Raw genomic sequence first — 12,583 nt, 5'->3', positions numbered from 1 at the left:
CGTCAGTACTGCGCGATGTCCACGTTCTCCAGGACGCCGACCGCGTCCGGCACCAGGATCGCGGCGGAGTAGTAGGCGCTCACCAGGTAGGAAATGATGGCCTTGTCGTCGATTCCCATGAACCGCACCGAAAGGCTCGGCTGGTATTCGTCCGGAATTCCGGTCTGGTGCAGACCGATGACGCCCTGGTTGTCCTCGCCGATTCGCATCGCGAGGATCGAGCTGGTGCTCCCGACGATCGGGATCTTGTTGCACGGGAAGACCGGGACGCCGCGCCAGGACTGGATCTGCTTGCCGTCGACCTCGACCGTGCCCGGGTAGAGGCCGCGCTTGTTGAGCTCCCGGCCGAAGGCGGCGATGGCCCTGGGGTGGGCCAGGAACAGCTTGGTGCCGCGGCGGCGGCTGAGCAGCTCGTCCATGTCGTCCGGGGTGGGCGGGCCGGAGTGGGTCTGGAAGCGCTGGTCGTACGCGGCGTTGCCGAGCAGACCGAAGTCGGGGTTGTTGACGAGCTCGTGCTCCTGGCGCTCGCGCAGGGCCTCGATGGTCAGCCGCAGCTGGTGCTCGGTCTGGTTCATCGGCTGGTTGTAGAGGTCCGCGACGCGGGTGTGGATCTTGAGGATGGTCTGCGCGACGCTCAGCTCGTACTCGCGCGGCTTGAGCTCGTAGTCCACGAAGGCGCCGGGCAGCTCGTACTCGCCCTGGTGGCCGGCGGAGAGGTCGATCGCGGCCTCGCCGTGCTTGTTCTGCGCCTGCTGGAAGCCGTTCAGGTACTCGATGATCTGGAGCTGGAGCGCCTCGGAGCGGTCGTGCAGCTCCTGGAAGGCGGGCCAGGACAGCGTCATCACGGTGCCGGCCGTCGCCGCGCGGACGGTGTACGGCCAGGAGCCGCCGTCCTGCCGGACCGCCTCGTCGCCGAGGTGGTCGCCGTCGGCGAGGGTGCCGACCACCGTCTCCTCGCCGTACTTGCCGGTGCCCAGCCGGTCGAGCTTGCCGTGCGCGATCAGGAACACCTCGGTGATCGGGGCCCCGGCCTGGACCAGCACCTCACCCGCGGCGAACTCCCGCTGCACGAAGCGCGAGGCCAGCTCCTCCAGCACGGCCTCGTCCTGGAACCCGCGCAGCACCGGCACCTCGGCCAGCGTGGGCGGGACGATCCGCACCTCGGCACCGGTCTTGACGAAACCCACCCGGCCGCGGCCGACCGAGTGGCGCAGGCGGCGGTTCACCCGGTAGGTGCCGCCGGACACCTGCACCCAGGGCAGCTTCCTGAGCAGCCAGCGCGGGCTGATGCCCTGCATCTGCGGCGCGGACTTGGTGGTCGTCGCGAGGTTCCGCGCGCCGGCCGTGCTCAGACTCTGCTGCTGCCGGACCCCCGACTGCGCACTGGGCGCGGGAATTCCGGCATTGGTTTCGGTCGACATGGGGGAGCCCTTCGCATATCCCGATGAAGTGTCGCCTTGCACATGCGTGTTGCAGCTTCATGGTGGGCCCTGTCGAGGGTGCCCCGCAATCACTCGTTCGAGTGGTTCGGAATGCCTAAACAAATAGTACGAATAGATCACCCGATCGATATCTGTTCGACCGTCAATTCGAACAAATGGGAGCGCGGCGCCCCATCCTCCCCCATCCCCGCCCCGAACCGCGCCACCCCGCGCCATGGTCCACAGGCGGCACCCCCGCCGTCCGGGCTGTTCGAACAGGCCGCTAGGGTGCCCTGACCCTTCGTCAACTCTCGTCCCGGGAGGGTCACATGAGTACACCCGTACGTGTCTGGCTGAACCGCACCTACGCCGAGAATGTCTTCTTCATCGAACAACTGCGCGCCGCCCCACGCCCCGTGGTGGTCCACGCGACCCACGGCGACCCGGACTCCCCCGTGCTCGCCGCCGCCGACCACGGCAGCGCCGAGCCGGCCGACCTGCCGGCGGACGGCTACGTCGGCTACGCGCTCGACTACTGCGCCCGGCACGCCGTCGACGTCTTCGTCCCGCAGCTGCACCAGCTCGCCATCGCCCTCGCCCGGCCGGAGTTCGAGGCGATCGGCACCGCGCTGCTCTGCCCGCCGGCCACCGCGATAGCGGCCTTCACCAGCAAGGCCGACGGCTACGCGGTGATCGCCGGGGCCGGCCTGCCCACCCCGCCCTGGTGGCGGGTGCGCACCCCCGGCGAGCTGTGGGACGCCGTCGAGCGGATCGAGGGCGCCGGGCACACCGCCTGCCTCAAGCCCACCGCCGGTGCGGGCGGCGCGGGCTTCCGGGTGCTCACCCGGGAGCCGTACGGCGCGCGGCGGCTGACCGGCTGGGACCACCGGGTGCAGGTCGAGCAGGTGGCCGCGGCACTGGCCGAGGGCGGCCCGGACGGGGAGCCGGTGGACCTGCTGGTGATGCCGTACCTGGACGGACCGGAGGTCTCGGTGGACTGCCTCGCCGACCGGGACGGCGGCCCGCTCACCGCGGTCGGGCGCACCAAGGAGGGCCGTCGCCGCGGCTTCACCACCGAGGAGTGCTACCTGGACCCGGTCCGGCGGCTGGTCCGGGCGACCGGCATGGCCTACCTGTCCAACGTGCAGTTCCGCCGCTTCGACGGCCGGCCGGTGGTCATCGACGTCAACACCCGCCCCGCCGCCGGGCTCCACCAGCTGCGGCTGTGCGGCCTCAACCTGCCGTGGGACGCGGTGCGGCTGGCGCTCGGGGAGCGGCCGGAGTGCCCGGGGGCGGAACCGGACGTGCACGGCATCGAGTACACGCTGGTGTCCGGCATCCGGCCGGTGCTGCAGCGCCGGGCGCCGGGACGGGTGTCACTGGTCCGGGCACTGCACCGGTGAACGGCCGAGCCCCCGCCGCTACAACGGGCCGTTCCAGTCGAGGGTCGGCTCCAGCACGCCCTCCAGCGTGAGCAGCCAGCGCTTCACCTCGATCCCGACCCGGCCGCCGCCGAAGCCGCCGATCCCGTCCGCCGCCACCACCCGGTGGCAGGGCACCAGCAGGGGGACGGGGTTGGCGGCCATCATCTGCCCGACCGTGCGGGCGGCCAGGCCGGGCTCCGTCACGTCCTCGAACACCCCGCTGCGGGCGGCCAGTTCGCCGTAGGTGATGGTCCGGCCGTACGGCACCTCGCGCCAGAGCGCCTGCAGCACCGCGCGGTGCGGGCCGGAGCTCAGGCTCCAGTCGATCGGCAGGCCCAGGTCGCGGGTGCGGCCCGCCAGGTAGGCGCCGATCCGCTCGGTGACGGCGGCGATCTTCGACTCGTCGGTGCACGGCGGCGCCTCGCCCTCGCGCGGCCCCCGGTAACCGGCCGACACCACACCGAGCGGGGTCACCGCGATGTGCATCGGCCCGCTGGGCAGCGGCGTGGGCACGGTCAGCCAGGACATCGACCAGGACTGCGGCACGTTCGGGCCCCCACCCTCCGCCGAACCGGCCGCCGGCCACCCCGGCGTCCGGGGGGCGTCCCCGCCCCGCGCGCCATCGTACGGCGGGCGGCCGACAGGCCACGGCGGGCGATCCACGGGCTCGGGCGGGCGGGCGGCGGGCCAGGGGGGACGGCCTGCGGGCCGCGGCAGGCGGTCGGCGGGCCAGGGCGGACGGCCTGCGGGCTCGGGCGGACGGCCCGGGTGCGGACGGTCCGCGGCCCGGGCCCGGGCGGCTCCGGTCAGAACTGCCCCTTCAGTCCGCGCGCGTTCGACGCGCACCAGTGCACCAGCTCGGCGCGGTCCGGGGCGCGGCCCTCGCACAGCACGGCGAGCTGTTCCTCGTTGATCCGGTTCGGTCCCGGGATCTCCAGCAGGTACGCCAGGTCCGCCAGTACGGTGGCGAGCCGCTCCGCGTCCGCGTGGTCCAGGGTGACCGCGGACCCGTGATGGCTGATGGTGAGCGAGCCGGGCATGATCGACCTCCTCCGTCACCCCCGTCCTCCACCGTACGACCGGGTCGGCCGCCCCGCCCGCCGCGGAGGCGTACGTGCGCGGGTGGGGCAGCCGGTCGCGCTCCGGGGCCGGCCGGGCGCGGTGCGCGGTGGGCCGGGGGTGCGCCCCGGAGCCGTCCGAGGGGTTGGTCAGCTGTCCGGGCCCTCCTCCCAGCGACGGTCGCGTACCGCCGGTACGGCCAACACTACGGCCCCGGCAGCCAGTTGCCAGACCGCTCCGAGCAGCAGCACGGTGTCCGCGCCGAACCGGCCCGCCAGCGGACCGGCCGCCGCGAGCCCGAGCGGACCGAGGGCGAAGGAGCCCAGCACGCCGAAGGCCGTCACCCGGCCGAGCAGTTCCACCGGCACCCACTTCTGGGTGGTGGTGCTGTAGAGCGTCCCGCAGACCGCCGAGCCGACCCCGGCCACCAGCGCGCCGGCCGCCACCCAGGGCAGCCCCGCCCCGGCCGCGAGCGCCGCGGAGGGCAGCGCCCAGGCCGTCGCCGCCACGGACGCCACCGCGAGCGGGCGGGCGGGCGAGCGGCCGAGCATCAGCAGGCCGCCCAGCACCGCGCCGGCGCCGTAGACGCCCATCACCAGGCCCCAGGCGCGGGCGCCGCCGAGGTCCCGCTGCGCGAGCAGCGGGCCGAGCACCAGGAAGGGCGCCCAGACCAGCAGGTTGAACAGGCCCATCTGCACGGTGGTGACCCACAGCCACGGGCGGGAGGCGAACTCCGACCAGCCGGCCCGCAGGTCCCGGACCATCGACCCCTCGCCGGCCACCGCCCGCACCGGCGGCCGCAGCCTGGCCAGCGCGAAGGCGCCGACGCCGTACGTCACCGCGTCGGCCAGCAGCACCGCCGCCGGGCCCCAGGCGGCGGTGACCAGGCCGGCGGTGGCGGGGCCGACCACGGTGGACACCGAACGGGCCAGCCCCAGCAGGGCGTTGGCGTCCGCCACCAGTCCCGTACGGCGCACCAGGTCGGGCACGATCGCGCCGAAGGCCGGCATGAACAGCCCCTCGCCGATCCCCCAGACCGCCACCAGCGCGACCATCGCCCAGACCGGGGCGTGCCCGGCCGCCAGCAGCCCGGCGAACAGCGCCTGGACCACGCCGCGCAACAGGTCCGAGCCCAGCATCACCCGGCGGCTGCCGAGCCGGTCCGCGATCGCCCCGCCGGCCAGCAGCACCAGCACCACCGGGAGGATCCGGGCCGCCATCACCCACCCCAGGGCGGTGCCGCCACCGCCAGTGCCGCCGCCACCGCCGTCGAGCACCGCGAAGGCGACCGCGACCGGCGCCATCGAGGAGCCGATCAGGGAGGTCGCGTACCCCAGGAAGAACCACGTGAACTCGCGTTCGCCGAACACGGCGAGCCGGTCTCCCAGGCGCCTTCGGCGGGCCGGGATCCGTTCGGTCTGCACTGCCATGTGCAGAAAGTCTGCGCGTCGACGGAGGGCGGATTCAAGGGATTGCGGGAAAAAAGTTGAGCCTTTTGGAGTCAATTCGATGAGATCCCGATCCACCGCAGTAAATTCACGCCTTTATGGCTTTCCACCTGCTGTTTACCGCGACTGGCGCCTATGCTTCAGGTGTCCCGGAACAGTGATTTACTGCGACACTTGAATACTTCGGAAGAAGGCGATCGTGACAGCAACCGCGACAGCACTCCCGCCGGTCGAGTACGCCGTCGCCGTCGAGCGCTACCTGGCCGCCTCCGGGCTCGCCGACGGCTCCCGGCGGATCTACCGGATCGCACTGGACACCTGGGCCTGGGCGCTCGCCGACCGACCCGCCCCCACCGGCCCCGAACGGCGACGGGCCCGGCCGCCCGTCCTGCCGCTCGCCCTGCTCGACCACCCCGACGCCGCCGAGCGGCTCCGCGCCGCGGCCGCCCGGCGCGGCGCCGACACCGACCCGCGCACCCTCAACCGGGAGCTCTCCACCCTGCGCGCGGCCGTGGCCTGGTGGCGGGCCCGGGGCTGGCTCGACGGCGACCCGACCACCGGCCTGCTCCCCCGGCCACTGCCCGAACCCGCCACGGCCACCGGCCCGTTGAGCCCCGAGGAGCTGCGCGCCCTGTTCGCCCTCCGCGCGCCGCTGCGCGAGCAGACGCTCTGGCACCTGCTGCACGAGTCCGGCGCCGCGATCGAGACCGTCCTCGCCCTGGACACCGACCACCTCGACCCGCCCCGCCGCCGCACCCGCCCGGGCAGCACCCCGGTGCACTGGCAGTCCGGCACCGCCCGGCTGCTCCCCCTCCTGGTGGCCGGCCGCGCCACCGGCCCGCTCTTCCTCACCGACCGCCGCGCCCCCGCCGGCACCCCCGACCGCGACCGCTGCCCGTACACCGGCCACGCCCGCCTCTCCTACCGCCGCGCCGCCGAACTCTTCACGGCCCACACCCGGCCGCTCGGCCCGGGCTGGACGCTCCGCCGGCTGCGGTCGGGGCGGTAGCCCGGGCCGGTGGGGCGGGGGTGGCGGCGGCCCCGGGCGTTCCGCCCGGAGAGGCCGAACCGCGCCGTTACGCAGCCGATGGGCGGCCGTGACACGACCGGCCGAGGACCGCGACACGGCCCTCCTAGCGTCATCCACGACGCCACCGGCCGGACCCGTCGAACCGGGTGAAGCGGCCGGAGGGCGTCCGCGACGAGGACGCACGCGTCCGGCGCCGACGACGGACGTCCCGCGACACCGGCCCGCCGGGGCCCGCGAACCGCACCGCGGACCGCACCGCGGACCGGCGGCCACCACCTACCGACCGACGCACGATGGAGACACCCCGTATGAGCAGGAGCCGTACCCACCACTCCCCCGCCCGCCGCGTCCTGGCCGCCTGCGCCCTGACCGGCGCCGCGCTGCTGGCCACCGTCACCGGCGGGCAGGCCTGGGCCGACGGCGCGCCGAAGCCCGCCGTGCCCTCCGCCGCCCCGGCCGGCGACGCCGCGGTGCGGACCGCCCCGCCCGCGCCCGCCACGCCCTCCGCCGCCCCGAAGCCCGAGGCCTCGCCGGCCGGGGCCGCCCCGAAGGGCGCCGCCCCGGCACCCGCCGCCCCCGGTGGCGCCCAGCCGCAGGTCCGCGAGGTGCCCAAGGGCGCCGCGCAGGCCGGTGACGGCTCCACCGCCTCCGACGGTTCCGGCCTGATGCTCGCCGGTGGCGGCACCGTCGCGGCCGTCGGCGCCGCGGGCCTGGGCTTCGCCCTCCTGCGCCGCCGCTCCGGTGCGCGCGGCTGACACCGGTCCCGAGTCCGCCGGGCACCCCGGCGCCGCTTCCCCGTACCCGGCCAGTCGGGGAAGCGGCGCCGGGGCCGCCCCGGTGGCGGGGACCGACAGCCACCGACGCGCCCCGGGCCACCGGCGGGGACGCCGACGCGCCCCCCGGCCCGGCCCCGGCCCGCTGCGCCGTACCGCCTTCGGCACCGCGGGCCTGCTCTGCCTGGTGCTCGGCACCTCGCTCGCGCTGTCCGGCCGGGAGACCCCGGTGGTGCGGGTCGAGACCTCCGGGCACGGCACCGGCGCCGACACCCCGGCGGCGGCCCCGGGCACCCCGGCCACGACCGGCAGCGCGCCCACCGCACCCACCGCCCCGAAGCCGTACGCCGCATCGCCGCCGACCCGCCTGCTGGTGCCCTCCGTCGGGGTGGACGCACCGGTGACCGACCTCGGCCTCAACCCCGACGGCACGGTCGAGGTGCCACCGGCCGACCGGGGCGAGGAGGTCGGCTGGTACCGCAACGGCCCCACCCCCGGCGAGGCCGGCCCCGCCGTGCTCATCGGGCACTACGACACCGTGCACGGCCCGGCAGTCTTCAAGCAGCTGCCGAAACTGCGGCCCGGCGACCTGATCCGGATCCGGCGCGCGGACGGCGGCACCGTGGACTTCAAGGTCCGCGAGCTGCTCCAGGCCGACAAGAACCGCTTCCCGACCGAGCAGGTGTACGGCGACACGCCCGCGCCCGCGCTCCGGCTGATCACCTGCGGCGGCCGGATCGGCTCGGACGGCCACTGGACGGACAACATCATCGTGCTGGCGGACCTGGCCTGACGGTGCACGAACCGCCGTCGGGGAACCGCCGGCCACCGCCCGCACGACCTACCACCGGGGCGGTGACGGGAGGCGACGAGCCGGAACGTCGCCGTGGACGCAGGCAGAGCAGGCAGCAGGCAGCGCAGGCCCAGCAGGAGGACGAGCACCGACCGTGGCAGCAAACCCACCACCACCCCGCCGCCGGCCCGGCGCCGTCCCGGTGGCCGCGCTGGCCGGCCTGGTCGTCGTCCTCGCCCTCGCCGCCCTGGCCTTCGGCCGGGCCACCCCCGGCGACCTGCGCGACCAGGGCCCGGCCCGGGCCGTCACGCCGCCGCCGGTGTCCCGGCCGCTCTGGCCGGACCTGCCCACCTCGCCGCCGCCGGCCGCGGCCGCGACCGACGTCACCCAGGAGCCGCCGCAGCCCGTACCGGACCTGACCGTCCCCGGGCGTGACATCACCGCGGTCGACGTCCGCACCGTCCTCGCCAAGGACCCGAAGGTCGACCAGGAGGAGCGCCAGGCGCTCGGCTCCTGCGCCGGCTGCGAGGTCCGCGCCCCGGAGTTCCGCGACCTCACCGGCGACGGGCAGCCCGAGCTGATCACCGTCGTCACCACCCCCGGGCGGGTCGTGCTGCACGTCTACGCCCTCGCCGAGGACCGGCTGCTGCCCGTCCTCCAGGTGCGGGTCCAGCCGGCGTTCAACGCCTCGACCGTCGGCACCGACCTGTGGCTGATCGAGCCGACCAGCGTCGACGCCCGGACCACCAGCCACTACGCGTGGGACGGGAAGAGGCTCGCCCTGAAGGAACGCAAGGACGAGGGCGTCATACCGCTCCCGTCCACCGGCCCGTCCACCGGCCCGGACGCCGGCCGGCCGGCCACCGCCGTGCCCGACCCCGGACCGGCGCCACGGCCCGCCCCGTACGCGCCGAGGCAGACGGCCCCCGAGGCCGCCGTCCCGTCCCCGCGCGGCGCCCGGCCGTCCTCCATGCCCTCCGCCCCCTCCGTGCCCGTCGCGCCCTCCGTCCCCGCCGTGTTCCCGGAAGCGAAGCGATGACCCCCGCAGCCCCCGCCGCCACCCCCGCCCACCCGCACATCCTCCTGGTCGAGGACGACGAGGTGATCCGCGAGGCCACCCGGATGGCCCTGGAGCGCTACGGCTTCCCGGTCACCACCGCGGCCGACGGCCTGGAGGGCCTGGAGGCCTTCCACGCCGTCCGGCCCGACCTGCTCCTGCTGGACGTCATGCTGCCGCTGCTCGACGGGGTCGGCCTCTGCCGCCGGATCCGGGAGGAGAGCCAGCTGCCGATCCTGATGATGTCCGCCCGGACCGACCCGGTGGACGTGGTCTCCGGGCTGGAGGCCGGGGCGGACGACTACGTGGTCAAGCCCTTCGAGAGCGCCGTCCTGGTCGCCCGGATCCGTACGGTGCTGCGCCGCGTCCCGGTCGCCCCGGCGGCCGACACCCCGCCGCCGCCCCCGCCGCAGGCCTCCGTCCCGTCCTCTCCGCTCCCTCCGCCCCCGCAGTCCCCGCAGTCCCCGCAGTCCCCGCCCGCTCCTCCGTCCCCTCCCGCCCTTCCGTCCGTCCGCAGCTTCGACGGCCTCCAGGTGGACACCGACAGCATGGAGGTCCGGGTGGACGACCGCCTCGTCCCGCTCACCCCCACCGAACTGCGGCTGCTGCTGGAGTTCAGCGCCGCGCCCGGGATCGTGCTGGAGCGCTCCACCCTGCTCGAACGCGTCTGGGACTACGAGTGGGGCGCCGACACCCGGGTCGTGGACGTCCACGTGCAGCGGCTGCGCGCCAAGATCGGCTCCGGCCGGATCGAGACCGTCCGCGGCTTCGGCTACAAGCTGCGGCGCCCGGCATGACCCTGCGCCGCCAGATCGCCGCCGCCGTCGCCGCCATCGCCGTCCTGGTCGCGGTGGCCGTCGGCCTGCTGGTCCACCAGGCGATGATCCGCCAGCACGTCGACCAGGCCCGCTCCTCCTCGCTCGCCGCCCTCGACTCCGCGTTGAACGACTACGACCGCGGCGGCGGGAAGGCGGTCGGCCGGGGCGCCGTCCTGAACGACCCGGCGCTGCCCGACCGGCTGCGCGCCCTCGCCGACGGCGGCCGGCACGGCTCGCTGCTCGTCGCCGACGGCACCGGCGAGTCGATGTGGGCGGCCAACCCGGTGCCGGACGGGGTGGTGTCCGTCCGGGTGGACTTCACCCGGGACCGGCAGGCCATCGCCGACCTGGACCGGATCATCCTGCTCACCGTCGTCGCCGCCGTCTTCACCACCGTGCTGGCCGGCGTGCTCGTCGCCGACCGGATCAGCCGCCGGCTGCGCACCGCGGCCACCGCCGCCCGCGGCATCGCGGCCGGCGGGACGGACACCCGGATCGGCGAACTCGTCGACGGCAAGGACGAGGTCGCCGACCTCGCCGCCGCCGTCGACCTGATGTCCCGCACCCTGCACCGCCGGCTGGAGGACGAGCAGCGCTTCACCGCGGACGTCGCCCACGAACTGCGCACCCCGCTCACCGGCCTCGTCACCGCCGCCGAACTGCTGCCGCCCGGCCGCCCCACCCAACTCGTGCAGAACCGGGTCCAGGCACTGCGCGGCCTGGTCGAGGACCTGCTGGAGGTCTCCCGCCTGGACGCGGACGCCGAGTCCCCCGACCTCTCGGCCGTCCCGCTGGAGCGCGCGGCCCGCCGCACCGTCACCCTCACCGGCCTGGACGTCACCGTCGAGATCACCGCCGACCGGCAGGTCCGCACCGACCTGCGCCGGCTGGACCGCATCCTCGGCAACCTCATCCTCAACGCCCACCGCCACGGCACCGGCCCCGTCCACCTGCACGTCGACGGCCCGCGGATCACCGTCCGCGACCACGGCCCCGGCTACCCCGAGGACCTCCTCCGCCACGGCCCGCAGCGCTTCCGCACCAACGCCCCCGAACGCGGCCGCGGCCACGGCCTCGGCCTCACCATCGCCACCGGCCACGCCCGCGTCATCGGCGCCACCCTGACCTTCGCCAACCACCCCACCGGCGGCGCCCTCGCCACCCTCACCCTCCCCCAGGACTGACCCCGGCCGACGACGAAAGGGCCGGCCCGACATCCGTCGGACCGGCCCTTCCCGTTCTGCGCGGAGCCCCCTGTCGGGTTCGAACCGACGACCCCCGCTTTACAAGAGCGGTGCTCTGGCCAGCTGAGCTAAGGAGGCACGGTGGCCGTCCGCGATGGATCACGGCGGCACCGGGGGGCAGTCTACCGGGCCCGGGTGACGGGATGGGGGGATATCCGGGGGTTGGTGGGATGGGTGGGCGTGATGGAACCGATGCCGAAATCGGGTCGGGTGGGGGCTGACAAGCGGCGGACGCGCAGGTAGCGTCGCCGGGAGCCGGTTCGTGGCAGTGGTTCAGACCACTGGTGGGCCCGGCGGAGCAGAAACAGACCCCCTTTACTCGGATCGTCCGGCACGTTCCTGCCGGTGAAGGAGACGAACAACCATGGCTTCTGTCACGTACGACAAGGCGACCCGCGTGTACCCCGGGGCGGACAAGCCCTCGGTGGACGCACTGGAGCTGGAGATCGCGGACGGCGAGTTCCTCGTGCTGGTCGGCCCCTCGGGCTGCGGCAAGTCGACCAGCCTGCGCATGCTGGCCGGTCTGGAGGACGTCAACGCCGGTGCGATCCGGATCGGCGACCGCGACGTCACCCACCTGCCGCCGAAGGACCGGGACATCGCCATGGTGTTCCAGAACTACGCGCTGTACCCGCACATGACCGTCGCCGACAACATGGGCTTCGCGCTCAAGATCGCCGGCGTGAACAAGGCGGAGATCCGCACCAAGGTCGAGGAGGCCGCGAAGATCCTCGACCTCACCGCGCTGCTGGACCGCAAGCCGAAGGCGCTCTCCGGCGGTCAGCGCCAGCGCGTCGCGATGGGCCGCGCGATCGTCCGCCAGCCGCAGGTCTTCCTGATGGACGAGCCGCTGTCGAACCTGGACGCCAAGCTCCGCGTCTCGACCCGTACCCAGATCGCCGGCCTCCAGCGCCGCCTGGGCATCACCACGGTGTACGTCACCCACGACCAGACCGAGGCGCTCACCATGGGCGACCGGGTCGCGGTGCTCAAGGACGGTCTGCTCCAGCAGGTCGACACCCCGCGCAACATGTACGACAAGCCCGCGAACCTCTTCGTGGCCGGCTTCATCGGCTCGCCGGCCATGAACCTGGTCGAGGTGCCGCTGGTGGACGGCGGCGTGAAGTTCGGCGGCTCGGTCGTCAACATCTCCCGCGAGGACCTGGCCGGCGCCGGCACCGACAAGACGGTGACCGTCGGCGTCCGCCCCGAGCACTTCGAGATCGTCCCGGCGGGCGGCATCGAGGGCGTCGCGGTGACCGTGAACGTGGTCGAGGAGCTCGGCTCGGACGGCTTCGTCTACGGCACCACCCAGATCGGCGGCGAGGACCACGACCTGGTCGTCCGCGTGCCCGGCCGCCAGATCCCGGCCCGCGGCGAGACCGTCCACGTCGTGCCGATCGCCAACGAGACCCACGTCTTCTCCACCAGCTCCGGCCTGCGCCTGAGCAACTGACGCGACCCCGCGCGACACCCGCGCGAAGCGCGACCCCCGGAGCCCGTCGGACCCTCGTGG

At 74.7% G+C, this 12,583-nt stretch carries 12 protein-coding genes and 1 tRNA gene; 8 read left to right on the top strand and 5 right to left on the bottom strand.

Annotated features, from left to right (window positions below; all coding sequences use genetic code 11):
* Positions 1-2: 2 nt before the first annotated feature.
* Complete coding sequence (locus tag ACFU6K_RS14555) at positions 3-1,421, bottom strand: family 2B encapsulin nanocompartment shell protein (protein ID WP_380663109.1); 1,419 nt, start codon at positions 1,419-1,421, stop codon at positions 3-5.
* A gap of 329 nt (positions 1,422-1,750) precedes the next feature.
* Between ACFU6K_RS14555 and ACFU6K_RS14550 the strand changes: the two genes are divergently transcribed.
* Entirely contained in the window at positions 1,751-2,824 is a 1,074-nt protein-coding gene (locus ACFU6K_RS14550; protein ID WP_380663107.1) for an ATP-grasp domain-containing protein, read from the top strand.
* 18 nt (positions 2,825-2,842) lie between these two features.
* On the opposite strand, the gene ACFU6K_RS14545 is transcribed toward ACFU6K_RS14550, so the two are convergent.
* The 3 genes from ACFU6K_RS14545 to ACFU6K_RS14535 all read right to left on the bottom strand — a co-directional run bounded on the left by ACFU6K_RS14545 (position 2,843) and on the right by ACFU6K_RS14535 (position 5,334).
* Entirely contained in the window at positions 2,843-3,391 is a 549-nt protein-coding gene (locus tag ACFU6K_RS14545) for a methylated-DNA--[protein]-cysteine S-methyltransferase (protein WP_304414273.1), read from the bottom strand.
* A gap of 260 nt (positions 3,392-3,651) precedes the next feature.
* Positions 3,652-3,885, bottom strand: a complete 234-nt coding sequence (locus ACFU6K_RS14540; protein WP_117488362.1) for a hypothetical protein — start codon at positions 3,883-3,885, stop codon at positions 3,652-3,654.
* A gap of 168 nt (positions 3,886-4,053) precedes the next feature.
* Positions 4,054-5,334, bottom strand: coding sequence for an MFS transporter (locus ACFU6K_RS14535; RefSeq protein ID WP_380663105.1), 1,281 nt, complete (start codon positions 5,332-5,334; stop codon positions 4,054-4,056).
* A gap of 217 nt (positions 5,335-5,551) precedes the next feature.
* On the opposite strand from ACFU6K_RS14535, the gene ACFU6K_RS14530 reads away from it, so the two are divergent.
* From ACFU6K_RS14530 to ACFU6K_RS14505, 6 genes are all read left to right on the top strand, one after another.
* Complete coding sequence (locus ACFU6K_RS14530) at positions 5,552-6,361, top strand: hypothetical protein (RefSeq protein ID WP_380663104.1); 810 nt, start codon at positions 5,552-5,554, stop codon at positions 6,359-6,361.
* A 329-nt stretch (positions 6,362-6,690) separates the two neighbouring features.
* A complete protein-coding gene (locus ACFU6K_RS14525) occupies positions 6,691-7,137 on the top strand; it encodes a sortase-dependent protein (RefSeq protein WP_380663102.1) in 447 nt (148 codons plus the stop codon).
* Between the two features lie 82 nt (positions 7,138-7,219).
* Positions 7,220-7,948 carry a class F sortase gene (locus ACFU6K_RS14520; protein WP_380663101.1) on the top strand — a complete coding sequence of 243 codons (729 nt, stop codon included), beginning with the start codon at positions 7,220-7,222 and terminating at the stop codon, positions 7,946-7,948.
* A 154-nt stretch (positions 7,949-8,102) separates the two neighbouring features.
* Positions 8,103-8,987, top strand: a complete 885-nt coding sequence (locus tag ACFU6K_RS14515) for a hypothetical protein (protein WP_380663099.1) — start codon at positions 8,103-8,105, stop codon at positions 8,985-8,987.
* Positions 8,984-9,802, top strand: coding sequence for a response regulator (locus ACFU6K_RS14510; RefSeq protein WP_380663098.1), 819 nt, complete (start codon positions 8,984-8,986; stop codon positions 9,800-9,802). The genes ACFU6K_RS14515 and ACFU6K_RS14510 overlap by 4 nt, the downstream gene beginning before the upstream one ends.
* Positions 9,799-11,007: a sensor histidine kinase gene (locus tag ACFU6K_RS14505; protein ID WP_380663096.1), complete on the top strand. Its 1,209-nt coding sequence runs from the start codon at positions 9,799-9,801 to the stop codon at positions 11,005-11,007. The genes ACFU6K_RS14510 and ACFU6K_RS14505 overlap by 4 nt, the downstream gene beginning before the upstream one ends.
* 64 nt (positions 11,008-11,071) lie before the next feature.
* Here the strand turns inward: ACFU6K_RS14505 and ACFU6K_RS14500 are convergent.
* A tRNA-Thr gene (locus ACFU6K_RS14500) sits at positions 11,072-11,145 on the bottom strand.
* 286 nt (positions 11,146-11,431) lie between these two features.
* On the opposite strand from ACFU6K_RS14500, the gene ACFU6K_RS14495 reads away from it, so the two are divergent.
* Positions 11,432-12,523 (top strand): ABC transporter ATP-binding protein, encoded by a 1,092-nt coding sequence (locus tag ACFU6K_RS14495; protein WP_380663095.1) that lies wholly within the window; start codon positions 11,432-11,434, stop codon positions 12,521-12,523.
* Positions 12,524-12,583 lie beyond the last annotated feature (60 nt).

This window comes from Kitasatospora sp. NPDC057512 (assembly GCF_042802135.1).
GTDB lineage: Bacteria > Actinomycetota > Actinomycetes > Streptomycetales > Streptomycetaceae > Kitasatospora.
This window is presented reverse-complemented; position numbering and strand designations above follow the sequence as displayed.